Source organism: Streptomyces sp. CRN 30 (assembly GCF_034105845.1).
In genome coordinates, this window is record NZ_JAVRHI010000443.1 from 30,681 (window position 1) to 51,443 (window position 20,763).

Below are 20,763 nucleotides of genomic sequence, written 5' to 3' on the forward strand. Positions count from 1 at the left end.
CGATGACCGCACCCGGCCCCGGCACCGACAAGCTGGTAGGACCGATCATCCGCGGCATCGACGGCGACCTCGCCGAGGCGGTCGCCGCGACGATCGAGCGGGACAACCCCGACGCCGAGGTGGTCGTCGACGACCAGGGCGGATACGTACGGATCAGTGTCCCCCGGCGTTGTGTGCTGACGCGCGACACCCTGGAGGAGGAACTGGGCCGGACGTTCCGGCTGAGCGCGCTGGAGCCCGCGCTGGCGGCGTTCGCCGGGCGCATCGAGCAGACCGACGAGCAGTGGGTCTGGTACCTGGAGAGGCGGGACTGAGCCGTGACGAGCGCATCGGGCAGGGAACGGCGGCGGACCTGGAGCATGTTCGGCGACGTCCGGCGCAGGCCGACGCCGTACGAGGTGGTCACCGGCCGGTTCCACTACCACTTCCGGCGCGACCCGGTCCCGTTCGAGATGGACCCCGAATGGTCGTTGAACGCCTGGTACCTCGAACACCGCGAAGGATCGCCCCTCCAGGTGGACGACTGGGAGGGTTTCCGTGACCCCGCCAAGCTGACCTACCGTGACTACGTCGCGCTCCAGCACGACCGCGAGATCTATCTGGACGCCCTGGTCGACCGGCACGAGGAGAACGCGACGGCGGCGACGCTGGACCCCGGATGGGTGGACACGTTACGCACCCTGTTCATCCCCCTGCGCTTCCCGCTGCACGTACTCCAGATGGTCGCGCTGTACGTCGGGCAGATGGCCCCCTCGTCGTACATCACCAACTGCGCGCACTTCCAGGCCGCCGACGAGGTGCGCCGCATCCAGCGGATCGCCTACTGGACCAGGGTGCTGGCCGACGCCCACGGCGACGACCTGGCCCTGACCGACACCGCGCGCCGGGCCTGGGAGGACGGCCCCGCCTGGCAGCCGCTGCGGCGGACCCTCGAACACCTCCTGATCGCCTACGACTGGGGAGAGTCCTTCGCCGGACTCGGCCTCGCGGTCAAACCCGCGGTGGACACCCTCGTGGACGAGGAACTCGGGCGGCTGGCCGACGCCAACGGGGACCCCTTCCTGGCCGAGCTGTGCGCCGAGTTCGGCCGCGACGCCCGCCGCAGCCGGGACTGGACCCAGGCACTCACCGGCTACGCGATCGAGCGGAATCCGGACGTCGCCGAGGTACTCGACGGCTGGGTGACGAAGTGGCGGCCGCGCGCCGAGGAGGCCGTCGACGGACTCGCCCCGCTGTTCGCCACCGCGCCCCGCCCGATCGCCGTTGCCGACGTCACCGCGCACGTCCGCGCGGTCCACGACGAGTTCCTCGTCGGAGCCTCCCTGTGAGCCGCCGGCCGCCGGCCCTCGGCGCCCGCGAGGGCCGGCGGCCGGCGGAGAGCACCTCACCACGACATCACCGGACGGTGAGGACGAGCTTGCCCCGGAGGTGACCGCCGTCGAGCAGCCGGTGCGCGTCGGCGACGCGCTCGAACGGGAACGTCTCCTGCACGTGGACCCGGAGCCTGTCCCGTTCGACGAGGTCGACGAGACCGCGCAGGGCGACCGGATCGGGATCGACCGCGATGCGGCTGAAACGCATCCCGGCCGCCCCGTACTCGGCGACGAGCCCCGCGCTCTCCTCGGCGACCGCCGTCACCAGGTGACCACCCGGACGGAGCACGTGGAGTGACCGCTCGGCCGTGTCGCCGCCGATCGTGTCGAGCACGACGTCGATGCCGCGGACGGCCGTGGTGAAGTCGGCCGCCGTGTAGTCGATCACCTCGTCGGCGCCGAGCCCTTCGACGAACTCCCGCTTGCTCCGCCCGGCGGTCGCGACGACGTGCGCGCCGAGCGCCTTCGCGATCTGGACCGCGACATGGCCGACCCCGCCGCCACCGCCGTGGACCAGGACGCGGTCGCCCTCACTCACGCCGGCGAGGTCGACGAGCCCCTGCCACGCGGTGAGCCCGACGACCGGCAGCGCCGCCGCCTCGACGTGCGAGAGCGCCGCGGGCTTGCGGGCCAGGTGCAGCGCCGGCGCCGCCACGACCTCCGCGTAGGCGTTCCCCGCCCGCGGGAACAGCGGCATCCCGAACACCTCGTCGCCGGGCCTGAACCGGTACGTCAGCGACCCCTCCTCGACCACGCCGCTGATGTCCCAGCCGAGAACGAACGGCGGCGGGCCGAGCAGCGGGGGGAACTCACCGGCGCGCAGCAGCGCCTCCAGCGGGTTCAGCCCGATCGCCTCGACCCGGACGAGGACCTCCGTGGGGAGGGGCTCGGGCGCGGGCGCCTCCACGACGGTGAGCACCTCGGGACCGCCGAACGTCTCTTGGGTGATGACGCGCATGACGCGCTCGGCCTGCGTGACTCGCATGATTCTCCTGCCGCGTTCTCCGGGGGAAGTCGAGAACCACGCTACGAACGCGACAGGAACCAGCGGGTACCTTGGGCGCCATGAGCGGTTTCGGTCGTCCGGGTAGTGCCTTTCTCCCGCAAGGTGCTCACCCAGACCCTTCGCAGGCTCCAGGCACACGGACTCGTCACCCGCCACGCCTACGCCGAGGCACCGCCCCGTGTCGAGTACGAACTGACCCCGCTCGGGGCGACGCTGATCGACCCGATCCACATGCTGACCGAGTGGGCGATGACCCACGGCGACGCCGTGCTCGACGCACTCGACGCGCACGCCGAACCGTTGGACGCGGTGTCCCACGACAGCTGAGGCGGATGTTCTCCGGGGCGCCCAGGAGGCTCTGGTGCCTCGGCCGCCGAGAGCTGTCAGGCGGTCAGTGCGGCGAGTATCGCGTCGGCCCGCTCGGTGACCAGCGCGAGGACGCGGCCGACGGCGGTCAGGTCCTCGGCGGGTGTCCCGCCCCGGATGCGTGCGGTGAACGGGGCGGTCTCCGCGCCGACGGTGTCGAGCAGTGCGCGCCCCGCATCCGTCGCGCGAAGGTGCGGACCGTCCGTGACGAGCAGTCGCTCGGCCGGCAACTCGTCGACCGTGAGACGGACATGGGCCGGGTCGGCCTCGAGCGACCCCTGGACCTCGGCGACGAGGCCGCCCGGTGTCCCCTGAGCGGTCTCGTCGTTCGGTACGGAGGAGGGAGCGAGGGGCGCGAGAGGTGCGTCGAGCAGGGCAGCCGCCACACCAGAGAACCGGACGTGGGACCCGGAAGGCTCCGAAGAACCGGGATCCCGGTCCTCCCTCTGCCCGGCGCGGGGCGGCCGCGGGGGCCGTCAGCCGTGGTGGGCGCGGGCCGCGCGAAGGTAGTCGGCGAGTGGTCCGGCGGGATCGGGCCCGTCACCGCGGGCGGCGAGGATGAAGGCGAGCCACATGATCTCGGGTGGCAGGGCGAGGGAGTGGCCCAGCCGCTCGTGCAGCCGCCGCGCGTGGTGCCGTACGTACGCGGCCACGGGTTCCTCGTCCAGGAAGAACGGCAGGGCGAGGCCGTGTTCCCGGGCGCTCTCGACGGCGTGGGCGACGGTCTCCTCCACCGAGTGTTCCACCGTCGTCGTCTGGATGGGCGCCCGGTGCGGAGCGAACCACGCCAGGTGTTCGTCGGGGACGGCGGCGGGGTCGAGGAGGCGGGCGGCCAGCTGACGGGCGATGACGGGTGAGCAGTGGAAGCCGTCGCGGTAGGTGCCGGTGGCGATCAGCAGACCCTCCACCGGGCAGGGGCCGATCAGCGGCAGACCGTCCAGGGTGATGGGACGAGTGCCCCACAGCCAGCCGGTGAGCCGGCTGGCGGCCACGGACTGATCGATCTCTTCCCGGACCGCGTGGATCAGCGTCTCGGCGGAGCCGACGGGCGGTCCGTCCGGGCGGTGACAGGTGATGAAGTTGGTGGCACCCACGTACTGCCGGCCGGTGCCCGGCAGGGGAACGAGATGCACACCGCAGCCCGCCGCCCGGTTGGGGGTACGGATCACCTGTCCGGCGCCGCCGGGCCGGGTCCGGCGGGTCAGCAGCGCGGAACCGGCACCGTGCAGGACCGGCGGCACCGCCCCGGGCGGCAGCGCGGCACCGGCCAGTTCGCCACTGCGGCTGCCGGCGGCCAGCACGACGGCTCCGGCGGTCAGGGCGCCGCCGTCGGCGAACCGCACGCCCCGCACCGCGCCGGCGGAGACCAGCACTTCACGGACGGTGCCCGGTACGGTGCGAACCCCGAGCCGGTGCACGGCGGCGGCCAGGGCGGCCAGGACCGCGCGTGCGTCGACGCAGCCCTCACGGCGCAGGTGCACGACCTCGAACGGGCGGGCCCGCGGGGCGGGCACCAGACCGGGCACATCGTCGGGCCCGACCAGGTCATGTGGTTCGCCGTGCTCCAGCAGGGCTTGGCGCAAGGCGGTGAAGTTGGCGGTGGCGATGGTCCCGGACCCGGCGCCGAGCAGCACGAACGTGCCCGGGACGTGAGAGCGCGACGCCGCCTCTCCCTCCTGCGGCCCGGCATCGTCGGCGAGCCGGTCCAGCCACGCCGGCCACGCGTCCAGCGCGTCGCGGGCGAGCGCGAACTTCGCTCGCGTCGCCGGGTGACGGCCGGTGCGGTGGGTGACCTCTCCGAAGCAGTTGAGCATCGCCCCGGCCGCGGCGCCGGCCGCCGCCTCCCGTCCGGGCGGACCGATCACCACGACGCGCAGCTCGGGCGCGCGCCGGGCCACCTCCAACGCCACCGAGAGCCCCAGTACCCCGTTGCCCACCACCGCCACGTCAGCACTGGACCCGCTCACGGCGCTCCCTTCGTCACGGCGGCCGTCGGCGGACCGCCCGGCCCACCCCTTCCTCACACCCTCCACGCGATCCGGGCCGACCGCCACCGAGCCGCTCCGAGCGACGCAAGGACCGGTCCGGTCCGGGCAGGGCAGGCGGACCGGGGGCTGCGCACACGGCTCGACCTGCCAGTCGCGGTCCGCCCCTGTACCGCAGGGCTGGCCGTCCGGGCCCGGGGAGGAGATGATCCTGGCATGAGCGGCGGCACCGCGGGCGGCGTGCGGACGGGAACGGCCGTGGGACGGTGGGTCCTGCTGGCCACCGTGCTCGGTTCGGCCATGGCGATGCTCGACTCCACCGTCGTCAACGTCGCCCTGCCCCGCATCGGGCGTGACTTCGGCGCCGACCTCGCCGCGCTCCAGTGGACCGTCAACGGCTACCTGCTCACCCTCGCCGGTCTCATCCTGCTCGGCGGGGCCCTCGGCGACCGGTACGGACGGCGGCGGGTGTTCGTCGTCGGCGTGGTGTGGTTCGCGCTCGCCTCCCTGCTCTGCGGGCTCGCCCCGAACCCCGGGGTACTGATCGTCGCCCGGGTCCTTCAAGGCATCGGGGGCGCGCTGCTCACCCCGGGGTCCCTGGCGCTGATCCAGGCGTCCTTCCACCCGGACGACCGCTCCAAGGCCGTCGGCCTCTGGTCCGGCCTGGGCGGGGTGGGTGCGGCGATCGGCCCGTTCCTGGGCGGCTGGCTGGTCGACGGGCCCGGCTGGCGCTGGGTGTTCCTGCTCAACGTCCCGGTGGCCGCGGTGTGCGTCCCGGTGGCGCTCCGGCACGTCCCCGAGTCGCGCGACCCGCGGCAGCACGGCCGCTTCGACGTGCCCGGCGCGGTCCTCGGCGCGACTGTCCTCGCCCTCGTCACCTACGCGCTCATCGACGCCGACCCCCTCTCCGGGGCCGCCGGTGTCCTCGTCGGCGCCGTCTTCATCATGCTCGAACGGCGCCGGGCGGATCCGCTGCTCCCCCCGTCCGTCTTCCGGTCCCGGCTGTTCACCGCCGTCAACCTGGTGACGCTCTGCGTGTACGCGGCGTTCGGCGGGTTCTTCTTCCTCTGCGCCCTGCAACTCCAGGTGGTCGTCGGGTACTCCGCGCTGGGCGCCGGTGCGGCACTGCTGCCGACCACCGTGCTGATGCTGCTGCTCTCCGGCCGTTCGGGCGCGCTGGCCCAGCGGATCGGGCCGCGCCTCCCGCTCACCGTCGGCCCCCTGCTGTGCGCGGCGGGGATGGCGCTCATGCTGCGGGTGGGGGAGGGCGCCGGGTACGTACGGGACGTGCTGCCCGCCCTCGTCGTGCTGGGCCTCGGCATGGTCACCCTGGTCGCACCGCTCACCGCCACGGTGCTGGCGTCGGTGGAGACCGGCCGGGCCGGGCTCGCCAGCGGCATCAACAACGCGGCCGCCCGCGCCGCGGGACTGCTTGCCGTGGCGGCCCTCCCGCTGCTGACCGGCATGGGGCCGGAGGCGTACCGGGTGCCGGAGGAGTTCGACGAGACGTTCAGGTCGGCGATGCTGATCTGCGCGGGCCTGCTGGTCGCGGGCGCGGTGATCGCCTGGGCGGCGGTACGCACCCCGGTTCCGCGCGAGGCGCTGGGCGCCCCCGAGTGCCGGGTGCACTGCGGGGTGGCGTCCCCACCGCTGGAGGCGGCCCGCGACCGCCCACCGGCGACGGAACACCCCACCCGCCCCGCCTCCTGACACCGCCCGGCGGAACCGCGCCTACGGGAGAGTCGGCGCGGAACGCTCCCCATGGACCAGCCGCTGGTGTTCCGCCGTGAGGAAGGTGTACGGGTAACGGACCGGTTCGGCACCCGCCAGGTCCAGCCGGGCCGTCTGCTCCGGGGACAGATCACCCTGCCCGTGGTCCGGGCCCTCGCCGAACGCCGGACGGAATCTTTCCTGGTGGTCCAGTTCGACCACCACCTCGACCTCCGGATCTGGGAGGGCGCCCCCGGCGACCCCCGGGCGGAGCGCGAGCCGGTCTTCGACACCAACGTGATGTCGCACGTGTCCGACCTGGTCGGGCCGGGCCGTTTCGTCCAGGTCGGCGTCTCCCCGTTCGCCACGGTCGAGGCGGGGAGCCTCGACGCCATGCGGACCTTCCTCGACGCGACCGGCCGTCAGCTCTGCCCGACCGACCCCGAGTTGCACGACCCCGCCCTGTTCCGCGCCGCGATCGGCCAGGGCCAGGACATCTACCTCAGCCTCGACATCGACGTACTGCAGCGGGCCGAGATGTCCTCCACCGGCTACCCGGCGGAGATCGGACTGAGCACCCCTACACTGCTGCGGCTGATCGACCTCGTGCTGGACGGCAACCGGCTGGTCGGCTTCGACCTCGTGGAGTTCGCCGCCGACCGGTCCGACCGGTCCGAGGGCACCCTCTCCGACGCGGGGCGCGCCACGGCGGTCTTCCCGCACGTACTGAGCTGGATCTCCCGGCAGGCCGGAGAGAAGCCCGACAAGAGGAGCGAGACGTGCCAGGCCCGCTGACAGACCGGACCGCGAACGAGACCGCGCACCCGTCGGGGAGCCGGGGACCGGAGGGGCCGGAAGACGCCCCCGCGAGCCGTCCGCCCCTGCGGAACACCTTCCAGGAAACCCTTCTCGGCCTGGAGTACACCCCCCGCCCCGAAGGCGCCGACCTGTTCTCCCGAGCCTGCGTCGAGCAGTACCAGGAGTACCGGCCCGACCGCTTCGGCTACGTCTTCGCCCAGGTCTTCGAGCCCGACACCCTCACCGAGGTGGCACTCCTCGAAGGTGTCAGCCCGGAGGCGGCCGCCGACCTGACCCACCGCCCCACCCCCTCGATGACCGCGCTCGCCGAACACGTCGAGGGCCGCGCCGACCTCCCCGCGGTGACCCTGGTCAACCTGGCCGCCGCACTGATCAGCGTCTCCCGCTTCGACGCCGCGCGCCTGGTGCTCGCCGACGCGCGGACGCGCGCCCGCACACTCGAGGAGATCTTCGAGACCGCGATGCTGGACTTCGTGGTGGCCAACCGCCGCGACGACGGCGCCGGCTCGCCCCACGCCTTCGCCCGGACGCGGCAGGCCATGGAGACCGGGCGGCTCGTCCCGCACCGCTCCCTGGACGCCTGCGCCCAGGCCGTCGTCCGGTACCTCAAGCACCGGGAACTGCCGGAGACCGCCTACCGCTGGTTCCTCGACACCGGCCTGGAACTCGTCCGCGACCACCCGGACATGCCCTCCGGCGGCGTCTCCTCCCGGTACCGCGCGCTGGCCATGCTCCCCGCCGCCGAGGGCGACGCGGCCACCACCCGCCGCTACATGGAGAACGCCCGCGACTTCGCCGACGACACGTACACCCGCAGCCCCCGCGCCTGCGAACTCCACCTGCTCAAGACGTACTACGAATCCTCCGTCAAGGAGCACATGTACGTCACCCGCGACCTCGACCGGGCCGTCGAGGCCGGCCGCGCGCTGATCGCCCTCGACCCCCACTGGTCACCCAGCTACGGCGAACTCGGCGACGTGATGGCACGGTTCGGCAGGCCCGAGGCGGCCGCCCGCCTGTACGAGAAGGCCGTCGCCCTCGGCGCCCCCTACTACGGCCACCACCTCCTCCAAGCCGCCCGAATGCGGGAGAAGAAAGCCCAGGCCGAACAGGCCCTGGGCCACTACGAGACACTCGCCCGGCTGGCCCCGGACAGCGCACCGCTCCTGGAGAACGGCCTGCGCCTCGCCCGCTCCGTGGGACACGGCTCCGGCCCTACTTCGAGGACGCCCTGGCCCGGCTGCGGGAGCGCCCGCAGCGTCCCGCCCCCGACGCCCAGGGAGAGTCCGGCCGGTGACGACGCACACGGAACTGACCACCCGCAACTTCGCCGGCTTCGCCTGGGTCGTCCTGCTGATCAGCTGCGTCAGCGTCGGCTTCGGAGCCGTCGACCTGCTGATGGTGACCCCCAAGGGGCTGCTGCACGTGGCCGCCGTCGGACAGGGCGAACTCATCGTCTCCGGCGTGTTCGCCTTCTTCACCGGCGTCGTGGACATCTTCACCGCCCGGCTGGCCGTCGCCGAGGGCGAGAACGCCCGCGCCCGCCGGCTGCCGACGCCGGCCTGGGCACTGCTGCCGCTGCTCGCCCTGTGCGAGGTGCTCGGCCTGCTGGTGGGCGCGGGCGTGGAGCCGTTCCTCCGCCTCACCGGACAGCAGCCCGAACTGGTACCGCTGGTCGGTGACTACGTACAGATCCGCGCCTGGAGCACCGCCGCCGTCCTCGCGTACGTCGTCATCGGCGAAACCCTGAAGATCTGCGGCATGAAGAACGCCTCGTTCCTGATCCTCGGCGCGGGCCTCGGCGTCAACGTCCTGCTCAACTGGGTCTTCCTGTACACCGGTGCGGCCGCGCTGTTCGCCTCGCCGGCCGGCGCGGTCTCGGCCGCCACCGTCGGCGCGCAGATCCTGATGGCCGGCGCCGGCCTCGGCTACTTCCTGCGGCAGAACCGGCAGCGGAACGTGCCCCTGACGGCCCGGCCCGAGAGCGGCGGGATACTCGCCGAGTTCCGCTCGATGCTGCGCGCCGCCCCCGGCGTGGGCGCCCGCCACCTCAACGACTACGCGGGCGCCATCGTGCCCAGCCTGTTCATCGGCACTCTCGGCATCCAGGCGGTCGCCGCCGCCGGCGTGGCCACGAAGATCTACACCCTGTTCTGCCGCGTCCCGCAGGCCTGTGCGTCCGGCGCCTTCGCCTTCTACGGCTACGCCGTCGGCGCCCGGGACACCGCGCTGCCCGCCATCGCCCGCCGGCTGCTGGCCTGCACGGCGGTCCCCACCGCCGTCGCGGCCGCGGTCCTGCTGCTCTGCGCCCCGGGGACCGTCGGCGTCTTCGCGAGCGCGGGAATGGACCAGGACCTCGCCCGCGACCTGCTGCTGGCCTTCCTGCTGCCCCTGCCCGTCTACGTCCTCTCCGCCGTCCACGGCGAGATGCTGACGGTCCACCAGCGCGGCGGCCTGCTCTTCGGCGCCTCCACCCTCACCACCTACCTCCTGACCATCCCGCTGGCCTGGTACGCGGTCTTCGTCCTCGACTCCCCGTTCCTCGCCATCGCCTGCAACGGGGTGTCCACGGCGGTCCTGGCGTACGTCTTCCACCGCGCCCTGCGCCGGGACCACTGGGCAGCCCCCCGCGAGGTCGCCCATGTCTGACCCCACACCCGGCCCCGCCCCCGCCGCCTTCCGCCACGACCCGGTCAAGAACGTCCTGCCCGCGGCCGCCGCCACCGCCCGCCGCTGGGACCACGAACCGGTCGTGGCCGGCCACCGCACGCTGACCTACCACAACCGCACACTGGACCGCACCGTCCCGGTCTCCGTCAGCGCCACACCGGCACTGATCGCGGGCGTGGGCCCGGTGGTCGCGAGCGACGACGGCCAGGTCCGCCTGTACTCCCGCGACCTGTCGAAGGTCTACTGGGAGCGCCGCATGGACAGCGCCGTCTACGCCTCCCCGGTACTCGCCCCCGCCGGCCGGCACGTGGTGGTCGCCGCCACCAGCGGCCTGATCGCCTGCTTCGACCTGCGCGGCGGCCTGGTCTGGTCGGTGAAACCGGCCACCCCCGTCTTCGCCACCCCCACCCTGCTGCCCGGCTCCGGCGTCCTGCTGGTCAGCGCCTTCCACAGCCGCTGCACCGGCCTGGACGTCCGCACCGGCGCCGTCGTCTTCGAACGGACCCTTCCCCAGCCCTGGCACGCCGCACACGGCGGCTCGGCCTCCTACCGCGACCCGTACGCCGGGCCGGTCGGCACCGCGGAGGGCACCGCGGTCGTCGCCTGCGCCGAGCACGTCCTGTGCCTGGCGCCCGACGGCACCGAACTGTGGCGGGCCGAGGCCGGCGCCTCGGTCCGCGCCACCCCCGCCGCCCTGCACGCCACCGGCGAGATCGCCGTCTGCCCGGTGGACGGCCACTGCCTCTTCCTCGACGCCCGCACCGGCGCCGTACGCGGTGAACTCGCCCTGGACGCCAAGAACACCGGCAGCCCGGCCGTCTCCGGCGGCGTACTGGCGATCGGCACCCAGCTCGACGTCACCACCGGCGTCGACATCCGCACCCGCACCCCGCTGTGGACCGCCCCGCAGGGCGCCCCCCGCTCCTGCACCTCGCTCACCGCCCTGCCCGACGGCGGCTTCGCCGCCACCGGCGAACGCGGCAACGCCGCCGGCCATTGGCGGAGATGGAACGGGAGAGCGTCGGCATGCTCTTCGTCGACGGCGACAAGAAGTCCTACCCGTCCTACCTCAGACTGGGCTTCCCGCTGCTCCAGCCCGGCGGCCTGCTCATCGCCGACGACGCCTTCGCACACGGCGACTTCGGCGCGGAGAGCGACCCAGACGCCGATCCGCAGCGGGAGACACGAGCCGTCCGTGCGTACGCCGGAGCGGTAGGCCGGAGCCCCCAGCTGTTCTCCGCGTTCGTGGCGACGGAAGCGGGCCTGTTGGTGAGGCGGAAGAAGCACCCCGATGACCGCTGACGGCACCGGACGCGCCCTGGTCACCGGGGCCAGCCACGGCCTGGGGCTCGACACGGCCCGCCGGCTCGCCGCCGAGGGCTGGTCGGTGACGGGAGCGGGGCGGCGTCCCGCCGCGGCCGTCGAGAGGCCGGTGCCGTTCGACTACCGCTCCGCCGACCTGTCGCGCCCCGAGACCTGTCCGGAGGTCGCCGCAGCGGCGGGCGACGGATGGGACCTCGTGGTGCACAGCGCCGTGTACTACGCCGACTTCCACCAGCGGCCCCGGCTCGGATTCGCGGACACCGAGGAAATGCTCCGGGTCAACGCCCTGGCCCCCTACCACCTCACCCTGGAGATCCTGGACCGGCAGCCACCGGAACGGTTCTGCTCCGTCGTCGTGGTGAATTCCGAGGCGATGTACCACGCGGACCGCCAGTCCGCGCCCTACGCGGCGAGCAAGGCCGCACTCCGGCTGCTGACCGCCGGCCTGGCCGAAACCTGCCGGGAACGCCGGGCAGCGGTGTCCACCCTGTTCTTGGGACCGCTGGACGACGAGCGCAAACGGGCCGACCTCCGGGCGATCGCCGTGAAACTGGGCGCCGACGAGGAGGACGTCACCCGCAAGTACCTCAAGCGGTCCAACCCGGACCTGGTGATCGAGGAACTCATCGACTACGCGTCCTGCTTCCGGACCATCCGCCACCTGCGAGACCTCGGCCGCCTGGACGGCGGCTCGGCCGGCTCACTCATCTGACACGCACCACGATTCCCCTGAACGATCACCCGTATGCGGTCCCGCGCCTCGCCCCCGATCCACTCACCGCCCGTGTGAAATGAGGTGGTCCATCCACCTCCACAGGGAGTGCACCATGCGTATCCGCACCGCTCTGGCCGCCGCCGTCCTGGCGGCCGCCGCCACCGTCGCCGGCACCGGCGCGGCCGTCGCCGACGACGGCAACACCGCAGCCATCGGCGAGTCCGCGCAGACCGGCGGCGACATCGTCAGCCACGGCTGGAACACCATCTTCGGTTTCGGGGACATGGAACTGGACTAGCCCCACACCGCGACATCCGAACACCGCACGGGGCGGACCCGGCCACACCGGCCGGGCCCGCCCCGTGCGGTGTGCGCGAGTCCGGCCCGGACGTGTACCGGCAGGACGGGCAGCCGCCGACCTACCAGTTGCCGAAGTGCTCGGAGTACTGCGTGTGCGTCAGCACGGCCATCGAGAACCCTCCGGCTGACGACGCGAAGATCATGCTCAGCGTCCTGGGGCGGGCCGGTGATCGCGCCGAATCAAGGGCGCGTGCACCGCACCGCCGTGCGCCGTAAGCTCCCGTCACCTGCGGTAGAGCCAGATTCCGAGCGCGCACGCAAGGAACAGGGACGATACGCAACGCATCAGGGTCGAAGTAGATGTGGCGCACCTTGCTCCAGTTCCCACCGTGTACACGGAGGGTGTGCACGGTAGCTGCACCAGTGGCGATGCCGGCGATGAGCAGCGCGTACTGCACCGGCCGCAGGACAGAGTCGCGGCGACGAGGGGAGTGGGGTGTCCTCGCTGCCCGCACGGCGGGCGGTGGTACGCAACGACGGTGTACACAGTTGCCACGAAGGCGAGAAGAAGACCGAGAGCTTCCACGGACTCAGCGTGGAGCATGGGTGGTGCGGAGGTCAGGGTTCCGGCGCAACTGCGGAGAAGAGCACTGCTCCAGCCTGATACCGAACTCGCCCGACGCGCCCCACCGGCGCAGCGCAGACGGCCGTCGTCGCCGTACCGGCCCAGTCGGGAGCGTTCAGGACACTGCCGCCGAACCCGTCACCGCACCCACAATGCCCTCGGCCGTCTCGCGTGGCTTGCACTCCGTCCACACGCCTCGAACGCCGGGGCGGTAGACACGAAGGAAGGCTTCGAGAGCCGGACCTCGGACTGCTCCAGCGTGTCGGCGAGCGGCGCAGACTTCGCCGCACTCCTCACCCCCGGCCGACCTGTCTTTCCTGCACTCCTTCGCCACCGGCCTAGAACGCGACCGGGCCGCCGTCGACGCTGCCCTCACCCTGCCCTGGCACAACGGACGCACCGAGGGCGTCAACCACAGGATCAAACTGCTCAAGCGCCAGACCTACGGCCGGGCCGGTTTCCCGCTCCTCCGTCCAGCGCATCCTGCTCAGCTGACACTCCGCCAAACACGGCGATCGACATGGACCCTGGACAGGTCCTCGGGAGCCGTCCGTGAGCGGCGCCGAGCCGCCGTGGCCGGTCTGCCTCTTCCCGTAGGCCGCGGGCATCGGACGCGAACTGCCAGGCCACGCCCGCGAGACGCTCCCGGACGTCCTGTCCATCGTCGGCGTGGCTGCGGCGACGGTCAGGACGTACGGCGGTCGATCTCGCCCTGTACTGACTCGATGGCTACGAGGGCACCCGCGATCGAGGCGCCCTGCTGGCGCGACAGGTCCAGCAGGGTGTCGGCTGAAACCTTCTTGGCGGTGAGCTTCCGGGCGAAGTCATCGGGCAGCGCGCACTTCCTGTAGGCATCGATGTGGGCGACGACGGCGCCGAACGGCAGACCGGGGAAACGTCGTTCGGCCTGTTTGACGCGGCTGAGGAGTTCGCAGAGCCTTGTCGTGTCCGCTTTGCGTGCGGCGATGCTGAGCAACTTTTCGAGCTCGACGACGGTTTCGTCGAGCAGATGGTAGTCGGGCTGGTACCGATCGGCTTCTTTGGCACGATTCTTCTTGCGTACCTGGTAGACGGTGAAGCATATGGTGACGGTGAGGCTGGCCAGGCCGACGGCGGTCGTCCAGGTCCAGGTGTCGCTGAAGGTGCTTTGGGGGGCGTCGTTGCCCAGTAGCAGGCGGATGTCTGGGTGTGAGGTGCTCGCCGTCAACTGCGGCGTTGAGCGGTACATGTCGAGTTGTCCTTCTGGGAAAGGTAACTTGCCGGGACCGCCCGGGACGGTGTCCGTTGTGCGCGACGCCGGCGCAACGGGCCGATTCGTCCGGCACGGGTTCTAAGGCGGGTGTCGCTGGTGGTGCGGATGCCTGTGTTTCGCCGGTGTGCGCGTGCTGTGCCGCGTGCCTTCGAGATGACAGAGCGCTGGTGCAGCGGGACGCGGCTCTGGGCGTGTGGTGTGTCAGGGGCCGCTGTTGCTGGTGGCCGGCCCAGTGAACGACGGCTGGGCAGGCGTCCGCCGGGCGGGGGTGGTGCCCGGGATTGCATGCGCGGTCGGCTGTGGACCGTTCACGGGGTGACTTTGCGACGAGTCCTCGTCTGCTGCGGTAGACAGTGGTTCTACAGGGCCCTTCACCAGGCCGGCAGCCTTGGCGATCCGGCGCTGACGCTGCCCGTTCCGGAAGCTGTAGTCCTGTACGAGCATGACGTTCAGGAGGAACGGCCTGCGGATATGACGCTGGAGGACGACGTCGAGAGCCAGGTGCCATGACGACACCTGCAGAGCGCGGGCCGTGTCCGGGTCGGGGACGAAGACGGGCACGTCCAGATGGCCGTGCTGCATGCGAGCCGGGAGCACCCGGGCGGCACGTAGGGCGCGCTGGCAGCCCCGGTCGAGAGCCTCGGGCCGGCTGGCCAGCAGCTCGGCCCAGGCCTCTTGTACCTGACCGTTGACCCTCGGGCATTCCATGCAGGCGGCCCGTCCCATCAGCACATCGGACAGCCGCAGTCTGAACGTGGCGGCGCACTGCGCGCACTCCACCGTCCACGGCCTCTCGAACCCGCGATAGCGCTCCATGGCCTCGAAGCCGGCCTTCCGGAGCAGACGGACAGCCGTGTCCTGCACCACCCTGCCACCGAAGTTGTCGGCGGCCACCGCCTCCAGCTGCCTGGCCTCTTCGCGCCGTGCGGCCCTCTGGTCGTCCAGACTGGCGTGGCGTTGCGCCCGGCGCCAGGCTTCGTGCCACTCCGGACGCTGGCGGGGCGCCACCTGGCAGACGACGAGGAAGGCTTCCAGCGAGTCGGGCGACGCTGGCGGCTGCCGGTGGGCGCAGATGCGGTAGGCGGTGCTGCGCGACAGCTTCAGATTGGCCGCCTGCGCCCTGTTCTCCATGACGCGGAAGGACGGAGCTCCGTTCAGTTGCCGCAGCTCCTGCAGAGCCGCGCACAGGCCGGGAACGTCTTCGACAAGGTGAGGCCTTGGAACCGACGCTGCGGGCCGGGTGGCGGTGGCCCACCGTGTCTTTGTACTCCCGCGGTGGGCGGAGTGCCACAGATGGGTGATCTCATCGACATCCAGTCCGCACCCGTGTGCGAACGCCTGCGCGACCTCGAGTTTGGGTAAAGCCTTGCCCGATGCTGCCCGTTGCAGGGTCACGGGACTCTGGAAGCGCGTGCGGTCCGCAAGAGCAGCGTAGGAGATCCCCAGTGCACGGCGGCCGTTGCGTAATGTCGTAGCGAACTGGCCGAGTGGACTCTCGGGATCCGGGACCGGTTTCTCAGGGCGTGACATCCGAAAACATCGCCTCTCTAATAGAACATTGATCCGACGAAATTCAGATGTGCCTTGCAGGTGCCTCCGATTGGCGAGGGCAAAAACGCAGTCGCACGTCGAGAGGCGCCAAAAGGCAGCCATAGAACGGTAGTTGGCGCTACCGCTCAGGCGGCACACATATTGCCATCCGCGGCGCCTCCTCCGCAGGAGCTTGGCACTTAGAACTCCTAATCAAATGATCTTCGAGGTGGTTGGATCAATCCAGGCATGGTGATCAGGGGTGCGGGGCGGCTCGGCCGAAGCCGTGGGAAGTCGATGATGAGTTGTGGGCGGTGATCGAGCCGCTGCTGCCCAAGGTGGTGCGCCGGACCCGGCATCCGGGACGCAAGCGCCATCCGGACCGGCTGGTGTTCCAGGGCATCCTGTTCGTGCTGCATACCGGGATCTCCTGGGAACATCTGCCGCAGGAACTCGGCTTCGAGTCGGGCATGACCTGCTGGCGCCGCCTGGCCGAATGGACCGAGGCCGGGGTGTGGCGTCGGCTGCATGAGGTCCTCCTCGCCAAGCTGCGCGGCGCGAACGCCCTGGACTTCTCTTGGGCGGCCGTCGACGGCTCCCACATCCGGGCGTAAAAAGGGGACCCAAGACCGGACGAAGTCCCGTCGACCGGGGCAGAACCGGCAGCAAACACCATCTGATCACCGACGCCACCGGCATCCCGCTCGCCGTCACCCAGCTGATCCCGCTCCTCCAGGCCGTGCCGCCGGTGCGGGGCAAGCGGGGCCGGCCCCGGCGCCGCCCCGACGTGGTGCTGGGCGACCGCGGCTACGATCACGACAAGTACCGGCGCCTGGTCCGGGACCTCGGGGTGAAGCCGCTGATCGCCCGCCGCGGCACCGGGCCTGTGCACCCAACGCTCGCTCGTGGAGCGCGCGTTCGCCCATCTGCACGGGTTCCGCCGCCTGCGGATCCGCTGGGAGATCCGTGACGACATCCACGAAGCCGCCCTCACCCTCGGCTGCGCACTCATTTGCTGGCGACGCCTGAAGTCATTGCGATAGGAGTTCTTATTGCAGGCCTGTCTCATGGCATCAGAAGCCCGCAGGTGCGATGGGACAACCTGAATCAATCGCTGACCTGCGAAGGTGACGGTACGAGTGGCCGATATTCCTGCCCTTGAACGCCGGTTGATTCACTATGTCTCGCATTTATTCAAGTTCCCTTGCCCGAGAGTCGATACTTGCTTTACATCGCCGAACTGATCCGACGGTGCCTTGTGTGCTTGGCTCACGCCACGCCTGAACAGGGATAACAGCCCAGATGCGTTGGCGCGCGAAAGGGCATCGGAAGAGTCGTCCTGCACATACAGGACGACTCTTCCGTTATTTGTGACCGCTACCGATCGATCTCTGTCCCTGTTGTCGATCGCAGTGCTCACGTGTCCCTCAATGCAAGGGACCGGTATGAAGTCAGCGACCAGATGCCAGGTGATGGCGCGTGAACCTGACAACCAGCTGATGCCCGGTTTGTCGTGAAGACGATCATGAACGGCACACGGCTCGCGGACGAAGCCACGGACCCGACGAACTCGGTCCTGGGCCTCGGGGTGCGGCGCGGTGCCGCTGCGGCACGGCTGGCTCGCCTGAAAGCGGGGCCCGGCCGCGCTGAGCGACCGTGCCTTGAGTGGTCTGTGGTGTGCTCGACTTTCTACTGAACGTCTCGCAGGGCCGGGCGGCAGTCAGCACCCACAAGGGTGGTGCGGCTGTCGGCCGCGGGGGCGCTCCGCTCTGGAGTACGAGCGGCCAGTCGCACGCCGTGTAGGGGCGCTGCGGAGAAGGACAGTCCGCGGCAGCCGCTGACCGGCTGGCTCGAGTATGCGGTCCTGGTGATCTGCGGCTTTGGCTCATAGTCCTACGCCGACGTCGTCCACGATCGCGTCACACCGCCGATCCGCGCGACGGATTCGCTCCAGCTATGCGTCGGCTGGTGCGTGAACGGACGAGAACGTGGGTTAGGACGGCGGCGGTCTGGCGGGCGGCGCTGCCCCGGACTCACGCCCCGGCGTGGCGGACCTGATCGGCCGCTCAGTCGCCCGTCCGCTGGCGCGGGCGCAGCCGTCCGAGCAGGTAGCCGGCGGCGAGCGCGGCGGCCGCGGTGACGAGGACGCCCACCGTCAGGACCACCGCATCCCGATCGCGGACAGCAGCTCCATCCGCTCCGGCGTCAGCGTCGCCGCCCGGGAGCGCTGGTTCCCGATCCAGGCACCCAGCTTGTGCTCCCGCTCCTCCTGGTCCTCGCCGACGATCCGCTCGACGTGCTTCCTCGGGATCTGGAGGTGCCCCTCGCGCTCGTAGAACTGCTTGGCGGCCTCGTAGTTCATCGCCCACTTGTCGGCTTGTGTACGGCGCTTGGGCTTCTCGTCCTCGGTCGCGGGCTCGATCCCGAGGACCTGCTCGCACATCCACTGCTGCACGGTCGTGAGCTGGTCCCAGCCGAGCCGCACGGACTGCACCCACCGCCCCAGGTCCTCGCCCTGGCGCACGACGTCGCCCGCCTCGGTGGGCAGCGCCTCACCGGCGTCCAGGTGCATCCGCACGAGGTGGAAGGCACGCTGCCACGTCACCGGCCAGCTCGGGCACCAGGACGCGTCGATCTCCTCCAGCTGCTCGCGCCGCTCGTCCGACAGCGCCCCGGCCGACGACTGAACCGGCAGCCCCTCGGCACGCCGCTGCTCGATCTCGGCAGCCTTCCGGGCGGCGGCCCGCGCGTTCTTCAGGAAGATGCCTACCTTCGCGCCCTGGAAGGTGGCGTCCAGCGGGGCCAGGAGGTGCCCGTGTTCAGCCGCCCACCCGCGCGCGGCCGCGAGGCCCTCCTCCCACGCGACGTCGTAGTGCGACCAGATCATGCCGAGCTTCTCCAGCTGGGCGATGCGGTCCTCGTCCAGACGGCCGCGGGCGTAGAACCGGCGGGCGTCAGCGGTCCACTGCCCCAGCGGGAAGCCCGCGAGCGAGGTCGGCCACCCCTCGCTTTCGGCCTCCTGGTCGTCGACGGTGGCGGGCACGCGGAACGTGAACGGCACCTTCAGGTCGCCGTGCAGCCGGTTGTAGATGACGGCGGCCTCCACGCCGCGCCGCCAGTGCTCGTGTTCCGGGTTGAGGACCCGCAGGTTGATGAATGCGGCGAGGGCGGCCGGGTCGCGGGGCGTGGAGAACTTCAGCAGGGCCTTGGCGGGGGCGCTGACGCCCCCGGAGCCCTCGCCGCTCCCACCACCGGTGCTTTTCCCGCTGTCGTCCTTGGCTACGGGCTTGTAGCGGCTCGGGGCCTGCTGCTCCGCGAGGGTCTCCACGATCCTGGCGTCGTGTGCCCGCAGCGCCTCCAGGAGCTTGGCGAGCCCGCCGAACGCCCGGGAGGTGAGCATGTTGTCCGCCGTCTCGCCCGGCCCGAGCAGAACCGGCACCACGAGCGAGGCCATCTTGCCCTCGCCGGGCTGCATCCGCAGCGCCCGGCCGACCGCCTGGACCAGGTCGGGCATCGAGCCGCGTACGTCGGCCCAGTACACGGAGTCACAGTTTTTGGTGTCGACCCCCTCGCCCAGAACCTTCACCGAGCACAGGAAGCACTTCTCCACCACGGTGCCGTCCGTGGCGATCCCGGCCGCGAACTCACCCAGCAGCCTGCGCCGGTGGAGCGGCTTGTGGTCGCCGCACAGCCAGTCCGCCCAGATCGTCTTGGGGTACAGCTCGGGGTCGGAGGCGTGCAGCTGCGCGGCGACGTCGGGAAGGCCGGCCGCGAACGCTTCGGCCTCCTTCACCACGTGGTGGAACACGAGCGTGCGCCGGAAGCTCTCCTCCGCCGACGCCTTCACCAGGGCGGTCTGCAGAGCGGCGAGCCGGGCCCCGCGGACCTCTACCGAGCGGCCTTCGGCGCCGAGGAGCTGCGCGGCCTGGAGGGCGGTGTCGGTGACGTCCACGCATACGACCTGGTAGGGGGCACAGATTCCCCGGTCGATGGCCTCCGAGAGGGTCAGGGTGAAGCAGCGGCTGCCGAAGGGGCCCTCGGGGTCGTCCTCCATGCTCGCGACCAGCTCGCCCGGTGCGCCGGCTTCGTCCTCGTCCCCGAGCTGCCACAGCCGGGGCGTGGCCGTCATGTAGAGGCGGCGCAGGGAGGGGATCTTCTGGTTGTCGTGGACGACCGCCCACGGCTTCCCGATCCGGCCCGAGACACGGTGGGCCTCGTCCACGACGATCAGGTCCCAGGCCGCGAGGCCCCCGGCGTGCGCCCGCTCCAGCGTGCCCAGCCCGAGGCTGGCGTACGTGGCGTACACGGTGACCTTGTCCAGGCCCCGCGTCCACTCCACCAGCTCGTCCACGTCCGTGGTGTTGGGGAAGGACACCTCCTCACCCCGCAGCGAGGACACCCCGATCATCGAGCCCCGGCGGCCTCCCTCGCGCCACGCGGCCTCGGTCTGGGCGAGCAGGTCCAGCGAGGGCACGAGCACCAGCACACGGCCCGCGTGGAGCTCCTCTGCGCTGCGGACCGCCACCCGGGTCTTCCCGGACCCGGTCGCCATGATCACCTGCGTTCGAAGCCCCCGCTCGGGCACAAGTGATCTCGCAGGCAATTCGAGGGCGCGCACGACCGCGTCAGTGGCTTCTCGCTGGGCTGCTTCGCGCTGGTCAGCACGGTCTGTGCTCGACATACTGCCTGCCTTGTCCTGGGGGTGCCGTCCGGTCGATTCGAGCGGAGGGAAACGGGAAACCTGCACGTAGACGAGCTGTAAGGGCTACGGTTGGAGTGACGCGATCGGGTGGGTGCTCTGCCTCACCGAAGCACCGGCGAGGCCGTGGTACGGATCTCGATAACCCTCCGGAGCGGTCCGGTGTGGTGTGCTCTGAGTCCAGAGTCTATCTCGCGACCAGAAATGAAGCACAAAGAATGCCGAGATCTCCCCGAACGTGGCTCCCAGCTGTTAGTCTTGCCTTATCACCAGCCAATCCCGGACCTTGACGCCCCCTCAATTCGGTCCGCCCCTCCGGGTGGCCGGCCCCGAGCCCCCGTCACTCGGCCGACTACCTGTCACCACACCCCTCTCGCTTGCTGCTGCTCG

At 71.2% G+C, this 20,763-nt stretch carries 15 protein-coding genes and 4 pseudogenes; 12 read left to right on the plus strand and 7 right to left on the minus strand.

What is annotated here, in order from left to right:
• Window positions 1-2 precede the first annotated feature (2 nt).
• Window positions 3-314, plus strand: a complete 312-nt coding sequence (locus UW392_RS49785; protein WP_320782026.1) for an MmoB/DmpM family protein — start codon at window positions 3-5, stop codon at window positions 312-314.
• Window positions 315-317: 3 nt separating this feature from the next.
• A complete protein-coding gene (locus UW392_RS49790) occupies window positions 318-1,328 on the plus strand; it encodes a hypothetical protein (RefSeq protein WP_320782027.1) in 1,011 nt (336 codons plus the stop codon).
• A gap of 67 nt (window positions 1,329-1,395) precedes the next feature.
• Here the strand turns inward: UW392_RS49790 and UW392_RS49795 are convergent, their stop codons facing one another.
• On the minus strand, window positions 1,396-2,331 hold the full coding sequence (locus UW392_RS49795) for an NADP-dependent oxidoreductase (protein ID WP_320782040.1): 936 nt from the start codon (window positions 2,329-2,331) through the stop codon (window positions 1,396-1,398).
• 141 nt (window positions 2,332-2,472) lie between these two features.
• Between UW392_RS49795 and UW392_RS49800 the strand changes: the two are divergent.
• Window positions 2,473-2,706 (plus strand): annotated as a pseudogene (locus UW392_RS49800) (winged helix-turn-helix transcriptional regulator); the annotation flags it as partial.
• A gap of 56 nt (window positions 2,707-2,762) precedes the next feature.
• Here UW392_RS49800 and UW392_RS49805 read toward each other — a convergent pair.
• Together UW392_RS49805 and UW392_RS49810 are read right to left on the minus strand one after the other, a co-directional pair.
• Window positions 2,763-3,131, minus strand: a complete 369-nt coding sequence (locus tag UW392_RS49805) for a hypothetical protein (RefSeq protein ID WP_320782028.1) — start codon at window positions 3,129-3,131, stop codon at window positions 2,763-2,765.
• Window positions 3,132-3,221: 90 nt separating this feature from the next.
• On the minus strand, window positions 3,222-4,712 hold the full coding sequence (locus tag UW392_RS49810) for an FAD-dependent oxidoreductase (RefSeq protein ID WP_320782029.1): 1,491 nt from the start codon (window positions 4,710-4,712) through the stop codon (window positions 3,222-3,224).
• A 234-nt stretch (window positions 4,713-4,946) separates the two neighbouring features.
• Here UW392_RS49810 and UW392_RS49815 point away from each other — a divergent pair, with 234 nt between their 5' ends.
• The 7 genes and pseudogenes from UW392_RS49815 (at window position 4,947) to UW392_RS49840 (ending at window position 12,265) form a co-directional block, all read left to right on the plus strand.
• Window positions 4,947-6,440: an MFS transporter gene (locus tag UW392_RS49815; RefSeq protein ID WP_320782030.1), complete on the plus strand. Its 1,494-nt coding sequence runs from the start codon at window positions 4,947-4,949 to the stop codon at window positions 6,438-6,440.
• A 51-nt stretch (window positions 6,441-6,491) separates the two neighbouring features.
• Window positions 6,492-7,235, plus strand: a complete 744-nt coding sequence (locus UW392_RS49820; protein ID WP_320782031.1) for an arginase family protein — start codon at window positions 6,492-6,494, stop codon at window positions 7,233-7,235.
• Window positions 7,236-8,657: 1,422 nt separating this feature from the next.
• A complete protein-coding gene (locus tag UW392_RS49825; protein ID WP_320782032.1) occupies window positions 8,658-9,908 on the plus strand; it encodes an MATE family efflux transporter in 1,251 nt (416 codons plus the stop codon).
• Window positions 9,901-10,857 (plus strand): annotated as a pseudogene (locus UW392_RS49830) (PQQ-binding-like beta-propeller repeat protein); the annotation flags it as partial. The gene UW392_RS49825 and the pseudogene UW392_RS49830, both read left to right, overlap by 8 nt.
• A gap of 98 nt (window positions 10,858-10,955) precedes the next feature.
• A complete protein-coding gene (locus UW392_RS67175; RefSeq protein WP_414497538.1) occupies window positions 10,956-11,231 on the plus strand; it encodes an O-methyltransferase in 276 nt (91 codons plus the stop codon).
• Complete coding sequence (locus UW392_RS49835; protein ID WP_320782034.1) at window positions 11,221-11,964, plus strand: SDR family oxidoreductase; 744 nt, start codon at window positions 11,221-11,223, stop codon at window positions 11,962-11,964. The genes UW392_RS67175 and UW392_RS49835 overlap by 11 nt, the downstream gene beginning before the upstream one ends.
• A gap of 115 nt (window positions 11,965-12,079) precedes the next feature.
• Window positions 12,080-12,265, plus strand: a complete 186-nt coding sequence (locus UW392_RS49840; RefSeq protein ID WP_320782035.1) for a hypothetical protein — start codon at window positions 12,080-12,082, stop codon at window positions 12,263-12,265.
• A 121-nt stretch (window positions 12,266-12,386) separates the two neighbouring features.
• On the opposite strand, the gene UW392_RS49845 is transcribed toward UW392_RS49840, so the two are convergent.
• Window positions 12,387-12,725 (minus strand): hypothetical protein, encoded by a 339-nt coding sequence (locus UW392_RS49845; RefSeq protein ID WP_320782036.1) that lies wholly within the window; start codon window positions 12,723-12,725, stop codon window positions 12,387-12,389.
• Between the two features lie 469 nt (window positions 12,726-13,194).
• Here UW392_RS49845 and UW392_RS49850 point away from each other — a divergent pair.
• Window positions 13,195-13,365, plus strand: a pseudogene (locus UW392_RS49850) (transposase); the annotation flags it as partial.
• Between the two features lie 212 nt (window positions 13,366-13,577).
• Here UW392_RS49850 and UW392_RS49855 read toward each other — a convergent pair.
• Together UW392_RS49855 and UW392_RS49860 are read right to left on the minus strand one after the other, a co-directional pair.
• Window positions 13,578-14,120, minus strand: a complete 543-nt coding sequence (locus UW392_RS49855; protein WP_320782037.1) for a hypothetical protein — start codon at window positions 14,118-14,120, stop codon at window positions 13,578-13,580.
• Between the two features lie 225 nt (window positions 14,121-14,345).
• A complete protein-coding gene (locus tag UW392_RS49860; RefSeq protein ID WP_320782038.1) occupies window positions 14,346-15,797 on the minus strand; it encodes a helix-turn-helix transcriptional regulator in 1,452 nt (483 codons plus the stop codon).
• A 110-nt stretch (window positions 15,798-15,907) separates the two neighbouring features.
• Between UW392_RS49860 and UW392_RS49865 the strand changes: the two are divergent.
• Window positions 15,908-16,717: pseudogene (locus UW392_RS49865) on the plus strand (IS5 family transposase).
• A gap of 1,112 nt (window positions 16,718-17,829) precedes the next feature.
• Here UW392_RS49865 and UW392_RS49870 read toward each other — a convergent pair.
• Window positions 17,830-20,355 carry a DEAD/DEAH box helicase gene (locus UW392_RS49870; protein WP_320782039.1) on the minus strand — a complete coding sequence of 842 codons (2,526 nt, stop codon included), beginning with the start codon at window positions 20,353-20,355 and terminating at the stop codon, window positions 17,830-17,832.
• Window positions 20,356-20,763 lie beyond the last annotated feature (408 nt).